The 15,594-nt window shown below is 72.0% G+C and carries 13 protein-coding genes; 1 reads left to right on the plus strand and 12 read right to left on the minus strand.

The annotated features are described in order from the left end of the window. The 12 genes from ABZT47_RS36470 to ABZT47_RS36525 form a co-directional block, all read right to left on the minus strand. Nucleotides 1-447 carry a hypothetical protein gene (locus ABZT47_RS36470; protein ID WP_354852479.1) on the minus strand — a complete coding sequence of 149 codons (447 nt, stop codon included), beginning with the start codon at nucleotides 445-447 and terminating at the stop codon, nucleotides 1-3. Between the two features lie 240 nt (nucleotides 448-687). Beyond that, nucleotides 688-2,322, minus strand: a complete 1,635-nt coding sequence (locus ABZT47_RS36475; RefSeq protein ID WP_354852481.1) for a helix-turn-helix domain-containing protein — start codon at nucleotides 2,320-2,322, stop codon at nucleotides 688-690. A gap of 160 nt (nucleotides 2,323-2,482) precedes the next feature. Further along, a complete protein-coding gene (gene menC, locus ABZT47_RS36480; RefSeq protein WP_354852482.1) occupies nucleotides 2,483-3,607 on the minus strand; it encodes an o-succinylbenzoate synthase in 1,125 nt (374 codons plus the stop codon). Between the two features lie 26 nt (nucleotides 3,608-3,633). Continuing rightward, a complete protein-coding gene (locus ABZT47_RS36485) occupies nucleotides 3,634-4,425 on the minus strand; it encodes a GNAT family N-acetyltransferase (protein WP_354852484.1) in 792 nt (263 codons plus the stop codon). Beyond that, complete coding sequence (locus ABZT47_RS36490) at nucleotides 4,422-5,546, minus strand: M20 family metallopeptidase (RefSeq protein ID WP_354852486.1); 1,125 nt, start codon at nucleotides 5,544-5,546, stop codon at nucleotides 4,422-4,424. Before ABZT47_RS36490 ends, ABZT47_RS36485 begins: the two co-directional genes overlap by 4 nt. Nucleotides 5,547-5,548: 2 nt before the next feature. Continuing rightward, nucleotides 5,549-6,940 carry a serine hydrolase domain-containing protein gene (locus ABZT47_RS36495; RefSeq protein ID WP_354852488.1) on the minus strand — a complete coding sequence of 464 codons (1,392 nt, stop codon included), beginning with the start codon at nucleotides 6,938-6,940 and terminating at the stop codon, nucleotides 5,549-5,551. Beyond that, a complete protein-coding gene (locus ABZT47_RS36500; RefSeq protein WP_354852490.1) occupies nucleotides 6,937-7,725 on the minus strand; it encodes an ABC transporter ATP-binding protein in 789 nt (262 codons plus the stop codon). Before ABZT47_RS36500 ends, ABZT47_RS36495 begins: the two co-directional genes overlap by 4 nt. Further along, entirely contained in the window at nucleotides 7,722-9,626 is a 1,905-nt protein-coding gene (locus ABZT47_RS36505; protein ID WP_354852492.1) for a dipeptide/oligopeptide/nickel ABC transporter permease/ATP-binding protein, read from the minus strand. The genes ABZT47_RS36500 and ABZT47_RS36505 overlap by 4 nt, the downstream gene beginning before the upstream one ends. Nucleotide 9,627: 1 nt before the next feature. Beyond that, on the minus strand, nucleotides 9,628-10,644 hold the full coding sequence (locus ABZT47_RS36510; protein ID WP_354852494.1) for an ABC transporter permease: 1,017 nt from the start codon (nucleotides 10,642-10,644) through the stop codon (nucleotides 9,628-9,630). A 2-nt stretch (nucleotides 10,645-10,646) separates the two neighbouring features. Continuing rightward, the gene (locus tag ABZT47_RS36515) at nucleotides 10,647-12,245 is read right to left on the minus strand and encodes an ABC transporter substrate-binding protein (RefSeq protein ID WP_354852496.1); all 1,599 of its coding nucleotides are present in this window, start codon (nucleotides 12,243-12,245) and stop codon (nucleotides 10,647-10,649) included. A 62-nt stretch (nucleotides 12,246-12,307) separates the two neighbouring features. Beyond that, complete coding sequence (locus ABZT47_RS36520) at nucleotides 12,308-13,687, minus strand: serine hydrolase domain-containing protein (protein WP_354852497.1); 1,380 nt, start codon at nucleotides 13,685-13,687, stop codon at nucleotides 12,308-12,310. 88 nt (nucleotides 13,688-13,775) lie between these two features. After that, entirely contained in the window at nucleotides 13,776-14,738 is a 963-nt protein-coding gene (locus ABZT47_RS36525) for a membrane dipeptidase (RefSeq protein ID WP_354852499.1), read from the minus strand. A 307-nt stretch (nucleotides 14,739-15,045) separates the two neighbouring features. On the opposite strand from ABZT47_RS36525, the gene ABZT47_RS36530 reads away from it, so the two are divergent. Then, nucleotides 15,046-15,348 carry a hypothetical protein gene (locus ABZT47_RS36530; RefSeq protein ID WP_354852501.1) on the plus strand — a complete coding sequence of 101 codons (303 nt, stop codon included), beginning with the start codon at nucleotides 15,046-15,048 and terminating at the stop codon, nucleotides 15,346-15,348. The last annotated feature ends 246 nt before the right edge of the window (nucleotides 15,349-15,594 follow it).

A 15,594-nucleotide genomic window follows, 5' to 3' on the forward strand; every position in this document is an offset into this window, starting at 1 on the left:
TCAGATCTCGCCGGCGAGTTCCGCGGGCACCAGGCTGAGCATGGCGGCCAGGGGCTCGTCGCCGGCGATCGCGGTGCCGGCCACGGGGTCGCCGCCGGCGAGGTGGGCGAGGTGCCTGATGGCGTGGGCGGCGACGTGGTCGGTGGTCACCTCGCTGGGGCGGGGGGCGTCGGGGCGGTCGCCGAAGGCGATGCTGAGCTCGTCGAGCGGGGTGGCGGACGCGCCGGCCGCGGGATCGGGGTAGGCGGCGTAGGTGAGGACCAGCCCGTGCCCGGGGGTGTGGCGCCAGCTGGTGGAGTGCAGCAGGGTGGGATGCCCGGCGAGGGTTCTGGCCAGGTCGCAGGGGACGGTGGCGCCGTCGAGCGGTGCCGTGGAGCGCCGGTAGGCCCAGCCGCGGTCGCCGAACCGGAGCAGGATCACTTCCACCGTGACCTGTGGGCCGTTCATCCGCCCGCCTTTCGCATGATGAGAGCGTTCATGGCGACCTGTCGCCGAGCGTGCGTGACGACATCCCCTATGAGGCAGTCTGACAGAACTGCACTCCAATCGCTATTGCGACTTACTCGCATCTGTGGAGTGTCGATGTGCCGGCGGCGATCGGCCGATCTCCGTGAAGGTCCAGCGGCCGGACGGTGCTCTGGGTGTGCTGTCCGACGAACGTTCACCGGGTCGTCCCGACGCGGGACGCTAGCGCGGCGCCAGGATGCGCAGGTGCAGCATCGCCGCGAACCGCTGCTCCGGGTCGTCCAGGTCGATCTCGCCGACCTCGGTGACGCGCCTGAGCCGGTAGCGCAGGGTGTTGGCGTGGATGAACAGGGCGCCGGCCGCCTTCGCCACGTCGCCGTGGGCGTCCAGCCAGGCCTCCAGGGATTCGACGAGGCCCGCGTTGTTCCGCTCGTCGTACTCCATCAGGCGGGCGATCGCGCCGCCCGGCCGCTCGTCGCGCGCGGCCGCGAGGTCGCGCAGTTCCAGGATCAGCGCGAGCGTCTGCACATCGTCGAGCCGGGCCACCCGCAGGGTGGTGTGGCCCTCCCGCATCACCCGGAGCACCCGGTCGGCCTGGGCCTTTCCCCGGACGATGCCGCTGATCTCCGATCCCGCGGGGGCGACCGCCACGATCGCGCGCAGGCCGCCGCCGACCCGGTCCACGAAGTCGGACGCCAGCCGGACGGCCCGCTGTTCGGGGCTGCCCGTCGGGACGACCACGGGCAGCAGGCCGTACACCGTGCCGCCGACGGTCCCCATCGCCGACGACGGCACCGTCGCCGACAGGTGGACCGACAGCGCGTCCGCGAGCCGCTCCAGATCGGCCGCTCTGCTCTGGTCGGCGCGGATGTGATCGTCGTCGGCCAGCAGGCCCGCGCTCACGATGACGAGGCGGCGGCCGGCCAGGCCGAGCCGCACGAGCGCGTCCCGCGCGCCGGCACCCCCTTCGAGGACCGTCCCGATCAGGTCGGTGCGCAGCCTTCGCTGGACGTCGGCGCCGGCGCGGATCCGCAGCAGGTGCAGCGCGACGAGTTTCGAGGCGTCGAGCAGCGCCCCCGTGCGCTCGGCGTCGAGGTCGCCGTCCATGGCGGCCCAGATCGAGCCGAGGATCTCGTCGCCGGCGCGAACCGCGATGGCGACGCGCTGGACCGTCATCCCCTCGTATCCCAGAGCCTCCGGCGTGACGACGACGGGCCGCTGGTAGCGGTAGAGGTCGCGGAAGACGCCCAGTTCCGTCAGCCGCGTGGCGTACCGCTCGGGCACCTGCCGGCCGATGACCGTCTCCACGCGGGAGGGGTCCGCCTCTTCCTGGCGGCCGGAGAAGGCGAGCACCCGGGAGTTGCGGTCCTCGATGGTGATGGGGGCGTCGAGGAGCGCGGCCACGGCGTTGGCCACCGCGAACAGGTCACCGGACGGGAGACCGCCGAGCGACTCGTGCTCGGTGACACCGATGTCCCCTTCGGCGAGCATGGCGCGGATGAGGGCGGTGAGCTGCGCCCACGTGGCACCGCGGCGCAGGCCGATCAGGGCCACGCCGCTCGCCTGGACCGCATCCCGCACCTCGGCCGTCAGCGCGACCGGAGCCCGGACGACGAGCCCCACCGCCTCATGGTCACCGAGTGAGCGGAGCAGGGCGGCCAGCGTGCCGCCGGCCGGGTCGACGCCGACCCCGAGCACGAGCGAGCGCGGCGGCAGCACGGGTTCGTCGAGCGGGTCGAAGATGACCAGCCCGCTGATCTCGCCCGGCCGGCCGGCGTCACCGGCGACCGGTTCGAGCAGCGTGGTCCCCAGGTCGTCCAGCACCCGCCCGAGGCCGGCGCGTGGACGCTGGCTCACGCCCGGCAGTATAGGCGGCCACGCTCCCACGCGACCGGGCCGGCGGGGATCGAAGGACGTGCGCGCCGCGCGGTTCGGGTCGGGGACGGTGTGCGCACCGCGCGGTTCGGGTCGGGGACGGCCGTGAGGGGTGCGCGCCGCGCGGATCGGGTCGCCGGTCTCAGAAGGCGATCCACTCGGTCGAGGTCGTCACCGTGTCGAGCAGTTCGGGGATGGGCGTGACGCCCAGCCCCGGGCCGGTCGGTACGGCGATGTGGCCGTCCTCGATGACGAACGGCTCGGTGATGTCCGTGCGGTAGAAGCGGCCGGAGGCGGAGATGTCGCCCGGCAGCGTGAATCCGGGCAGGGCGGCCAGGGCGGCGTTGGCCGCGCGGCCGATGCCCGTCTCCAGCATCCCCCCGCACCACACCGCGACTCCGTGGGCCGTGGCCAGGTCGTGGATTTTGCGGGCCTCGAGGTAGCCGCCGACGCGACCGGGCTTGATGTTGATGATCTGGCAGGCGCCGAGCGCGATCGCCGCGGCGGCGGTCTGCGCGGAGACGATGGACTCGTCGAGACAGATCGGCGTCGCCAGCCGCCGTGCCAGCGCGGCGTGCCCGAGGACGTCCTCCTCCTCCAGCGGCTGCTCGATCAGCAGCAGGTCGAACTCGTCCAGCTTGGCGAGGTGGCGCGCGTCGCGGAGCGTGTAGGCGGTGTTGGCGTCGACCTGGAGCGGAACCTCCGCGCCGAAGCGCTCGCGTACGGCGGCCACCGGGACCAGGTCCCACCCCGGTTCGATCTTCAGCTTGATCCGCGCGTACCCCGCGTCCAGGTATTCCCCGACGACCGCCAGCAACTGCGGGACCGTGTCGTGGATGCCGACCGACACGCCGCTCGGAACCCGGTCGGTGACCGCGCCGAGTTCACGGCCGAACGAGCGGCCGATCGCGCGCAGCTCCGCGTCGAGGATCGCCATCTCCACGGCGGCCTTGGCCATGCGATGCCCCTTGAACGGGTGGAGCAGGCCGGCGACGGCGGCCGCACCCGAGCGCGCGATCGCCTCTCGCCCCTCGGGCGAGGCCAGCTTCGGAAACAGCCAGCGCCGCAGCACGTCCGCCTGCGAGTCGGCGTACTCACTGGAGTAGAGCGGGTCGGCGAGCGCGACGCATTCGCCCCAGCCCTCGGCGTCGTCGGTCACGGCCTTGAGAAGGAGGATGTCGCGCCCGGTCTGCGTGCCGAACGAGGTCCGGAACGGTGACACGAGCGGCATGGAGATACGGCGCATCTCGATTCCGCGCAACTTCATGGCGATTCTCCAGGTCCTGTGCCGTGTCAGTGGCGGGCGAGCTCGACGAGATAGCCGAGGTCGAGGTCGAAGTCGACGACGCGGCCACCGGAGGCCATCAGCGGCTCCAGCTCGCCGCGGAGCCGGAGGCGCCAGGCCGCGGCGGCCGCCCCGTCGCCGGCGCGCAGGGCGGCGATGTCGGCCGGAGCCGCGACCCTCCTGCTCGACGCGCCGGCGACCGGACGCCCGAAAGGCATGCCGGAGCAGGCGGCGCGGGCCCGCGGTGAGAGCAGTTCCCAGCGCACCAGCAGCCGGTCGGTGTCGTCGCCGCCGTTGATCGCGTCGTGCATCACGCCGTAGAAGTTGGTGAGGTACTCCACGGGGAGCGCCCCCAGCTTGACGATGTTGAAGTAGGCGTTGCGGCTGACCAGCGGATCGAAGGTCCACTCGATCGTGACGATGCCGCGGGCGAGCGCCCACGCGCGCTGGTGGAGCTTGAGCGCCCTTCCGACACCGCGACCGGCCAGCCCCGGCGTCACCCCGGCGATATGGCTGTGCAGGGTGCGTGCCGCCGGCTCCGCGTGGAAGCCGATGCAGACGCCGATGAGCCGGTCGCCGGCGTAGGCGCCGGCGACGTAGTTGCCCGCCTTCGTCAGGGCGCGCAGGAACTCGACCGTGATCAGCGGGTTGTCCGGCCGGCCCCAGATCCCGACGAGCAGGCCGATCACGGCGTGGGCCTCGTCGAGGTCCCGGAGCTCCCGGACCACCACCGCCGCCTTCGCGGCCCACCTCGCCGCGTCCTCGGCCGCCAGGTCGAGGGAAGAAGCCTCGATGCTCACGCGCCGTCCTCCCGGAGTTCGGCGACCAGCTCGCGCACCAGCACGGTGCGGTCGAGCAATCTGGCGACGACGACGTGTTCGTGGTCGGCGTGGGCGCCGCCGCCCACCGCTCCCAGACCGTCGAGCGTCGGCGTCCCGACCCCCGCGGTGAAGTTGCCGTCCGAGGCGCCGCCCACGGTCGCGCCGGACACGGGCGGCAGACCGAGCCGTTCCGCCACGGCGACGGCCCGCTCGAACAGCGAGCGGCTCGCCGGCTCCTCCAGCGGTGGCCGGTTGACGCCGCCCCTGATCTCGATCGCCGCGCCGGGGAGGTTCGGCGCCAGGGAGCGCAGCGCGCGATCGACCCGGAGTTGCTCGTCGTGGCTCCACGCGCGCACGTCCAGGGCGAACGAGCCGGACGCGGGCACCGTGTTCGACGTGGTGCCCGCGGCGATCACGGTGGGGGTGACCGTCGTGCCGGCCGCCGGGTCACCCAGAGCGTTCGCCGCGATCACGAGGTGGGCCAGCTCGATCGTGGTGTTGACGCCCTTCTCCGGTTCCAGCCCGGCGTGGGCGGCGCGACCGATGACGTGGACCTCGTACCGTGACACGCCTTTGCGGCCCACCTTGAGCGCGCCGCCGTCGGCCGACGCCTCCAGCACGAGCGCCGCCGTGGCGCGACGGGCCTCCTGCTCGATCAGCGCGCGCGAGGTGGGCGACCCGAGCTCCTCGTCCCCGGTGACCAGCAGGGTGACGCCGGTGCGCTCGGGCAGATCGGCGAGGGCGTGGATCGCCATGACCAGGCCGGCGAGCATGTCCAGGCAGCCGGGGCCGCGCAGCACGCCGCCGGTGATCTCGTACGGATGGGTCGCCAGGGTGCCGAGCGGCCAGACCGTGTCGTGGTGGGCCAGCAGCAGCACCTGGCGCTCGCCGTCACCGAATCGCCACCGCAGGTGCGAGCACCCGTCGATGGTGATCCGCTCCGGCTCGGCGCCGAGTCGTCGCGCGCCGATGCGGGCGACCAGGTCGGCCGACCTGGCGACCGCGGCCTGATCGGATGAGGGCGACTCGCACTCGACGAGTTCCCTGAGGTCGGCGAGGAACATCTCCAGGCCGAGCGCGCCACGCGAGGTACCGGGCATGGTCAGCCGAGCTTCTTCGGGGTCGCGCGGGCGCCGTAGTGGACGTACTCCTCGCCCGTGGGCAGCGAGTAGAACCTCACCGGCGCCCACGACTCCATGCCGCTGAGCCGGACGCCGTATACGCCCTGCGAGACGGGGATCATCTCGTAGGTCTCGACGGGAGTGTCGTCGAGTTCGGCCAAGGGGCCCATCAGAGTGGTGCGCAGGGTCGGCTTGCCGTCGTCCTGGAACACCTCCATGCGCACCGACTCGCGCTCGTACGTGCCGACGTACGGCGCCACGTCGGCCGTCACCGGCTCGGCGGGCGGCTCGAACGGCTCGGGCATCCGCACGCCGGTGAGCTCGGTGAAGATCTCCTCATAGAGGTCGACATAGAGGTCGTGGGTGTTGCCGCCGTTGGTGTTGAGCGCGACCGCGACGCCGGCCTCCGGCAGGACGCGCAGGAACGCCGCCTGCCCGATCGTGTTGCCGTCGTGCCCGTAGGCCCGGTGGCCGTGCCAGTCGCAGCGGAACCAGCCCAGGCCCCACGAATCGCCGAGCAGGTGCTCCTCGGGGCATTCGGTCTGGTAGGCCGACATCGCCGCGGTGCTCTCCTCCGACAGCACACGTGTGCCGTCGGCGGCGAGCCCGCCCACCAGGTGCATCCGGGCGAAGGCGAGCACGTCGGTGACGGTCGCCGTGATCAGGCCGGCCGGGCCGACCGCGCGGGGCAGGCCCCACACGGGCGCGACCACCGGCTCCTCGCCCCCCTTGACGTGGCCCATCGCGTGGGCGAAGACCATGGCCTCCTCGGGCAGGGTCGAGGTGTGGGTCAGGCCGAGCGGAGAGAAGAGCCTCTCCTTGATCGCCTGATCCCAGGTTCGGCCGGTGACGACCTCGATGATCCGGCCGAGCACCGAATAGCCCGCGTTGCAGTAGGACCAGGTGGCGCCGATCGGATGGTTCTGCGCGGAGTCGGCCAGCAGCGCGACGTACTTCTCCAGCGCGTCGTCACCGCGGCCGGTGTCGGTGAACAGGTCGCCGTCGATGCCGCTGGTATGGGTCAGCAGGTGCCAGACGACCACGCCCGCGGTCGCCTCCGGATCGCGCAGCCGGAACTCCGGCAGGATCTCCGTGACCGGGGTGCGGAGGGCGAACCTTCCCTCGTCGACGAGCTGCATGATGACGGTCGCGGTCCACACCTTGGAGATCGAGCCGATCTGCCAGACCGAGTCCGTGCTCGCGGGCTGACCGGTTCCGGCGTGCAGCACGCCCGTCGCCGCGGTGACCAGTTCGTCGTCCGCGCCGTCGGCGCCGAGCCGGAGGATGCCCAGCTGGGCGCCGGGAATGCCATGCTTCGCGGCGAGCTCGTCGAGACGGTCCTGCCAGTGGGCCTGGTCGATGGTGGTGGTCACGTCTGCTCCTTCAGGGGCGAGGTGGGGGCGTGTCGCCCGTTTCCCGATGAGGTTCGGCGCACGGCTCCGGGCACAGCGTCGAGGAGGTGGCGGGTGTAGTCGTGCCGCGGCGCACCGAGCACCCGCGCGGTGGGGCCGTACTCGACGATCTCTCCGGCGTACAGCACGGCCACGTGGTCGGCGACGTACCGGACGACCGCCAGGTTGTGTGAGATGAACAGCATGGACAGCCCCAGCTCGCGTCGCATGTCGCGCACGAGGTTGAGCACGGCGCCCTGGACGGAGACGTCGAGCGCGGAGGTGATCTCGTCGGCGAGGATCACCTTGGGCCGGGCGGCGAGCGCGCGGGCCAGCGCGACGCGCTGACGCTGGCCGCCGGAGAGCCGGACGGGAAGGTCGCCGGCGCGTGCGGAGTCCAGGTGGACCAGCGCGAGCAGGCGCGCGATCTCCGCCTGCCGGGCCTGCTTGCCGAGGCGTTCCGGCATGGCCTCCGCGATGCTCTCGCCCACGGTCATCCGCGGGTCGAGCGAGGAGTACGGATCCTGGAAGACCATCTGCACCGGGCGCACCCGGCCCCGATGGGGGACCGGCCGTTCGTCCAGCAGGATCCGGCCGCTCGTCACGGGCGCCAGGCCGACGGCGGCCCGCGCCATCGTCGACTTTCCCGAGCCCGACTCGCCGACCAGGCCCACGACCTGGCCGTCGGCGACGTCGAGGCTGACGCCCTTCAGCACGGTGTGCGCGCCGTAACGCACGGAGACGTCGCGAAAGCTGAGGAGACTCATGCGGTGACCTCCGCGGTCTCGGCGGGAAGCGGCCGCCCGGCCTTGTGGCACGCCACGCGGTTGCCCGCCGCGTCGGCCTGGAGCGGGGGTTCGACGGCGCGGCAGTGGTCGTCCGCGAGCGGGCAGCGGGACGCGAAGGCACAGCCGGCCGGAACGTCGGAAGGGTCGACCGGCGACCCGGGGATGACGGCGAGCGGCCGCGTCAGGTCGGTCTCCATGTCCGGCACGGCCGCGACGAGCGCCCGCGTGTACGGGTGCCGGGCGAGGGTCCGCAGGTCGCGGGCCGGCAGTTCCTCGACGATGAGGCCGGCGTACATCACCAGCACCCGGTCGCACACCTCGGTCACGACCGAGACGTCGTGACTGATGAGCAGGAGGGCGGCGCCGGTGTCGCGGCGCACCTCGGCGAGGAGTCCGAGGACCTGCCGCTGCACCGTGACGTCGAGGGCGGTGGTCGGCTCGTCGGCGATGATGAGCCGCGGTGTCCCCATCAGGCCCATGCCGATCATCGCCCGCTGGCGCATTCCCCCGGAGAACTCGAAGGGGTACTGCCTCGCGCGCCGTTCGGGCTCGCGGAGCCTGACCGCGCGGAGGCGGTCGACCGCACGGGCGAAGGCCGCCTTGCGCCCCAGCCCCTGGTGGAAGCGGCCCACCTCGGCCAGTTGCGGTCCGACCCGGTGAGCCGGGTTGAAGGACGTCATGGGGTCCTGGAAGACGACGACCATCGACGTGCCGAGGCGTTCGCGCAACGAGCGGGGATCGCCGGCGGCCATGAGGTCCTCTCCCGCGAAGACCAGGTGGTTCGCCTCGACGCGCGTCGGCCGCTCGAGGAGCCGGGCCACCGCCAGCGCCGTCACCGACTTGCCCGAGCCGGACTCGCCGACGACCCCGACGGCCTCGCCGTCCCGGATGGCGAACGTGACGCCGCGCACCGCCTGGATCGGGCGCCGGGCGCCGGGAATCGTCACCCGCAGGTCGTCCACCGACAGGATCGAGCCGGCCACAGGGTCCGGCGCCGCGACCGTGCGCTCGGGGTCCTTGCCGGCGGCCTTCCGGACGGCGCGTACGCGCGCCATGCCGGGGACCACGTCGATGCCGAACGCGGCCGCGAACGCCTCACCCGTGAGGTTGAACGCGAGTCCGGCGAGGATGACGGCGATGCCCGGCCCGAGCGCGGCCAGGGGGTGGACGTAGATGCCGTTGAGCCCGTCCTGCATGAGCTTGCCCCAGTCGTAGGACGGAGCCTGCACTCCGAGCCCCAGGAACGAGAGCCCGGAGAAGGTGAGCAATACCCCGCCTGCGGCCATCGTCGCGTTGACGATGAGCGGTTCGGCGATGTTCGGCAGCGCATGGCGGAGAAGGACGCGGAGCCGGCTCACGCCCGCGATACGGGCGGCGGCGATGTAGTCCCGCTCCGAGACGCCCGCGAGGAGTGTGTGACACAGCCGGGCGAACGCGGGCGCCCCGGCGAGGCCCACCGCCAGTGCCGCCCCTCGCGCGCCGACGCCGAAGACGACGGCGAAGAACAGGACGAGCAGCAGGCCGGGGAAGGCCACCAGCACGTTGACGGACGAGGTGACGAAGCGGCCCACCCGCCGCCCGGCCAGCATCGGCGCGGCGCCCAGGACGACGCCCAGCACCATGCCGATCGCCGTCGCCGCGAGGGCCAGCACGATCGAGAGCCTGGTGGCCACCAGCACCCGGAACAACAGGTCCCGGCCGAGGTTGTCGGTGCCGATCCAGTGCTCGGCCGAGGGGCCGGCGAGCAGGTTGCCGGTGTCGATGGCCGTGGCACGGCCCTCCCACAGGACCGGGGCGAACACGGCGACCAGCAAGACGATGGCGAGCAGGCCGAATCCGGCGACGCCGACGGGCCTGAGCAGGACGCGTGCCGCGCGCATCTCAGCCGTCTCCGATCGTCGAACGCGGGTCGAGCAGCGCGAGTGCCACGTCGACCAGGGTGTTGATCAGCAGGACTCCGATCCCGTAGACCAGGACGGTGCCCTGGACCAGCGGATAGTCCTTGGCGACGATCGAGGAGACGATCGCTCCGCCGAGGCCGGGCCAGGCGAAGACGTTCTCCACCAGGACCGTTCCGGCCACCAGCGAGCTGAGCAGCAGGCCCCCGAGCGTCAGGGTCGCCGTCACGGCGTTGGGCAGGGCGTGCACCAGATGGACCCGCGACGGCGTGAGCCGCTTGGCCCGCGCCGTGCGGATGTAGTCGGCCTCCATCACGGCGAGCATCTCCACGCGGACGATGCGCGACAGCACCGCGGAGGGACCGATCGCCAGCGCGAGCACCGGCAGCACATAGGAGTCGAAGCCGGCCCGGCCCGCCACCGGGAAGAGATTGCTCTGCACCGCCAGCAGATAGACCAGCCCGACGCCGAGCAGGAAGTCGGGGATCGCGCCGAGCACGACGTTGGTCCCCGTGAACGCCAGCTCCGTACGCCGCCCCTTCCCGCGGCGGGTGATCACCGCCATCACGACGCCCACGGGCACGGCGACGACCATCGACACCAGGAACGCCGCCACCGCCAGCTCGGCCGTCGCGGGCAGGCGCTGGGCGATCATCTCGCCCACGGGAAGCCGGGTCGAGATCGAGATGCCCAGGTTCCCCTGGAGCAGGTGCACGAGGAAGTCGGCGTACTGCCGCCAGAGCGGGTCGAGCAGCCCGAGCTCCTGCTTGCGCGCCAGCACCAGTTCCGCGGGAGCGGTCGGTCCGAGTGCGGCGCGCACCGGATCACCCGGGACCAGGTGGATCATCAGGAACGCGGCGGTCACCAGGACCCAGAGCGAGGTCAACAGGCGTCCCGTCCGCCGCAGCGCGAAGCGGAGCCACCTGTGCGACCACAGACCGCCCACCCTGCTTCGGAGGCCGGTCGCGGGCGGGACGGCTGCCGGCGTCGACCTCTGCATCGTCAACCGAGCATCCGGATGCTGGTCGGGACGATGCTGCCGATGATGGAGAGCTTCGCGCCCTTGAGGAAGGTCGGGATCACGTTGTTGGCGAACGGCACCAGGTCCGCGGCCTTGTAGAGCGCCCGCTCGGCCGCGAACCAGTCCTTGCACCCGTCGGCGCCGTTCGCGCCCATCGCCTTGGTGGCGAGGGTGAGGTAGTCGGCGTTGTCGATGGCGGCGAAGTTCGTGCCCTTCGGGGCCTTGGCGCCGGAGACGAACGGCATGATCTGGTCGGGGGCGCTGACGTTGACGGGCGCCCAGGCGATGTCCCAGTCACCGGTGCCGAAGAGCGCGCCGGAGAGCTGGGTCTGGTTCTGCTGGGTGGCCTTGGCGTCGATTCCCACCGCCTTCCAGGCCGCCACGGCGAGCTCCGCGGCGGCGCTTCCACCGCTTCCGAGGGAGTTGTCGTAGATGAGGGAGACCGAGAGCTTCTTGCCGTTCTTGGCGCGGATGCCGTCCGATCCCTTCGTCCAACCGGCGGCGTCCAGGGCGGCGCCCGCGGCGGCGGCGTCGAAGGACGGCACGTTGCCGGTCACGGCGTCGCCGACGCAGCCCGACGGCGCGAGGGCGGCCAACTGGGTCGCGGGCACGCCCTTGCCGGAGGTCAGCGCGACCTGAAGCTGCTTGAGATCGAGCGCCTGGGTCAGCGCCATGCGCACCGCCGCGTCGGCGGTGACGTGCCCGTCCCCGTGGTTGTACCACTGCTCACCGATGATCGCCTGCGTGCCCACCGAGGTCAGGCCCGCCTTGGCGAGGCGGGCGGCGTCGGGGCCGGTGATCATGACGGCGTTGATGGTGCCCCCGAGCAGTTCGTTGGCGGCGGTGGTCTCGTTCGCGACGATCTTGACGACCACCTTGGCCGGCATTCCCTGCTCCGCCGTGGTCGCGCCGCCGGGCCCCCACGTGTAGCCCTTGCGGAGCTCGTAGGAGTAGTGGTCCGACGGGACCGCCTCGGTGAGGACGTAGGGGCCGGTGCCGTTCGTGCCGGCCTTGAGGGTGGCGCGGTTCTTCATGCCGGCGTCGCAGACCATCGGCAGGTTCGAGAAGGAGTTCAGCGCGAACGGAGCCGGTGCGGCCAACTTGACGGTGACCGTCGAGCCCGAGGCGGAGGCCTTCGCGCCGGCGGGGACGAAGACCCCCAGGAACGGGCTCTTGTTGGCCGGGTCCTCCACGTAGGCGATGTTGTCGACCACGGTCCGAGCCGTGAACGGCGTGCCGTCGGAGCACGTCACGCCGTCCATGATCGTGAAGGTGAGCGTGGTGCCGTCGACGGTCCACGACTTGGCGAGCTGCGGGCGGATCGTGCCGTCCTCCGCGACGGCCACCAGGTTGTCGTAGGCGAACTGCGTCATGCCGAACAGGGCGCTCACCGCCGAACCCTGCGGGTCGAGCGCGCCCGGGTCCCCCGCGAGGTCGAGGGTGAAGGTCTTGCCGTTGACGCCGGCGCCGGCGGTGGGCGAGGCGGAGCCGGAGGTGCCGCCGCCGCAGGCGGCCAGACCGACCGGACCGGTCAGTGCCAGAGCGAGCGCCGCGAGGGCCCTCGTACGTGTGGGGGTCATGCGGTTCCTTTTCTGGGGGGCGAGCGGGAGCCGTCGGCGTTATCAAGCGTTCTCAGGCGTTCTCAGGCGCGGGCGACCACACGGCCGTAGTGGATGTACTTCGCCAGACCCGCCGCGTCGCGTCCGATGAAGGCGAAGACGAGGTGGATGCCGTGGCTCGGCTCCAGCGAGATCAGCGAATCGCCTTCGAAGTGCACGAGCCGGCTGCGCTCGGGCTTTCCGCCGATCTGGGCGATGACGTCCTTGGGCACCCGGTCGAGCCAGATCGCGCCGTCGGCGTCCTGACCGACGGTGATGTCGTAGATCGTGTCCGCGTAGCGGCCCAAGTAGGGCGCCGGGTCGATCGGCTCCGGATCGGCCGGCGGCACCGGACGGCCCGGCAGCGTGATGCCGGTGAGCTCGCCGAGCAGGTACGCGAGCACGTCGTTGCAGACGCCGAAGAAGTCACCGCCGTTGGTCAGCAGCGCGATCGCGACACCGTGCTCAGGCACGAACCGCAGGAAGGCCGCCTGGCCGATGGTCCCGCCGTCGTGGCCGATCACGGTGTGGCCGTCGTGTTCGTCCATCTCCCAGCCCAGGCCCCACGAGCCGCCCATGCCGCTGAGCCGGGGCAGCTTCACCTGCGGCTGCCGCATCGCGGTCACGGTCTCCGGCCTGAGCACGACCGAGCCGTCGGGCGCCGTGCCGTCCGCCAGGTGCATGGCGACGAAGCCGAGCAGGTCGCGAGCCGTCATGGCGAGCATCGAGCCGGCGGGGGCGTTGGACCTCGCGAGCGCCCAGGTCGGCGCGGCCACCGGCGCGCCGTCCTCGCCGGGCACGTGGCCGACGGCGGTCCGGTGCAGGATCGCCTCGTAGGGGCTCGGAGAGACGTGGGTGAGACCGAGCGGGCTGGCCAGGCGCTCGACCAGGACCTCGTCGAAGGGCTTGCCGCGCAGCACCTCGACCAGGCGGCCGAGCACCACGAAGCCGGTGTTGTTGTAGGAGAAGACCTCGCCCGGCTCGAAGAGCTGCGGGATGTCGTGGATCGAGGCGAGGTACCTCTCGATGGCGTCGTCGCCGCGGCCGGTGTCGGTGAAGATGTCGCCCTCGAAGCCGGCGACGTGGCACAGCAGCTGGCGGGTGGTGATCGCCGCGGCCGCGGCCTCGTCGCCGACGGCGAACTCCGGCAGGTAGGCGCGCAGCGGCGCGTCGAGGTCGACCAGCCCGTCGTCCACCAGCTGCATGACCAGGGCGCTGGTCCACAGCTTGGTGATCGACCCGATCTGGAAGACCGAGTCGGTGGTCGCCTCGACACCGGTGGTCACGCTGAGGACCCCGCCGGCGGCGGCGAGCACCCGGCCCTGGGTGAGAACGGCGACCGAGGCGCCTGGTACTCCTCGCTCGCCGACGATCCGGGCGAAGTGCTCGTCGAGCCAACTCTGGACGCTCTCCGGCGACATCATGCAGCTGAGGCTAGGGGGCAAAACTGTCGCCGTACTCGTTCGATCGGACAACCCCTCGCCGCCGAGGTTGTCCGATCGGACAACCTCGCTATTTCCAGACCTGGGCGGCCACCCGCCGGAAGTTGCCGCCCAAGATGCCTCGCACGGTCTCCTCCGGGTAGCCGCGCTTGACGAGCTCGTGCTCGATCAGCAGCGTGACCTCCGGCTCGACGAACTCGATCACGCCCCAGCGGGTGTACTCCTCCGGGAAGAGATCGGGGTTGGCCTCCAGGTCCGCCTGCACGTCGTCGGCGTCGAAGGAGAAGTCGCTGCCGATGCCGACGTGCTCGGGCCCGACCAGTTCGACGGCGTAGTCGATGTGGGCGATGAAGGCGTCGAGGGTCGCGGTGTTGGGACCCAGGAAGATGCCGACGCCGGGGATGCCGATGACGCCGCCGGTCGCGGCGCACTCGCGGGCCTGCTCGTCGGTGATGTTGCGGGCGTGGTCCCACAGCCCGCGCATCGCGGAATGGGAGTAGATCATCGGCTGCTCGGAGACCGCGGAGAGGTCGAGCCCGGTCCGGGCGCCGCAGTGCGAGCCGTCGACCAGCATGCCGACCTCGTTCATCCGCCTGACCAGGTCACGGCCGTACGCCGTCAGGCCGGTGTCGGTCTTGTCCAGGCAGCCGCCGCCGGCGGCGTTGCCGTTGTTGTAGCTGGGCAGCAGCGACTTCACACCGAGGTCGTAGAACGTCCGCACCATGTCCAGGTCGCCGGCGAGGGGGCCCGAGTCCTCCAGGTCGAACGCCACCACGATGCGGTCGCCGGAGACCGCGGCGTCGATCTCCCCGATGGTCGTCGCGATCTCCAGGGCGGGGTGGGCCTCGATCGAGCGGGTGAAGTGGTCGATGTACGACAGCGAATCCTCGCGGGAGTGCGGCGCGTAGCCGACGTTGACGCATACGTACGCACCCCCCGGACGGCGGTACCGCAGGATGTCGCTGACGTCGGCGTCGAGGGTGAGGGGCAGGCAGGCGTGCTGCTCCCAGAAGGCGCGGCGGGCTGGAGTCATGGCCACATCCTGTCCCAGCCCGCCCGGCGACGCCCCCGGCGGGCGCGCGTTCCTGTCCCAGCCCGCCTGGCGATGCCCCCGGCGGGCGTGCGATCTCGTCCCAGACCGCCCGGCGAGGCCGCGCCCCGTCGATCCTGTCGTGATCACGCGCGCTTCCGCGGGGCGCGGTAGCGTGGAGATCAGGTACGTCGAGCGGCGATGGCGCTCACGGTCCTGATATGTCGGGCGCGACGTCGGAGGTGATCACGGTGCATCCGGTCCCATGACGGCCCCATCCCGGGGCGTCACGGAGCCGAAAGGTGACCGTATGAGCAAGACCGACAAGACGCGGCCCTGGTGGGTCCGCATCGCCGACGCGCCGATGGTGACCTGTCGTGCCGTTCATGATCATCGGTTCGGGCCGTGCACGCTGCCCGACGAGATCACCGCCGACAGCGTCGACCTGGACCACCGTACGGGCGGCTGTCACTGGCGCGCCGCCTTCTTCTTCTGGGTCTGCTACGGCGGCTACGACGGTAGCCGGGAGTGGGCCTACTTCCGCCGCGAGGAGCGCCGCCGCAGCCGCCGCGAGGCGCGCCGCGAACTGCGCGCCTACCGCGGCGAAGACTGACAGAACCCGCGCGGGCGATCGAAGGTCCGGGACCGGGGAACCCAGGTCCCGGACCATCGACGCGGAAGCCTCGGCCCGCAGTGGTCGCACATCCCCGCGCGACCGCACGACGCCGCGATCGCCACCCACTACGAAGTGCCGTCCCCTCCGGCGTTTCCGGCCTAACGACGGCCCCATCGGGCCAGAGCCCGAACGACACTGGGGATGTCCTCCTGGCGGGCACGCACGAGCGCGACGAGCCCGAGC

The organism is Sphaerisporangium sp. NPDC005289, assembly GCF_040607455.1.
Taxonomy (GTDB): Bacteria; Actinomycetota; Actinomycetes; order Streptosporangiales; family Streptosporangiaceae; genus Sphaerisporangium; species Sphaerisporangium rhizosphaerae.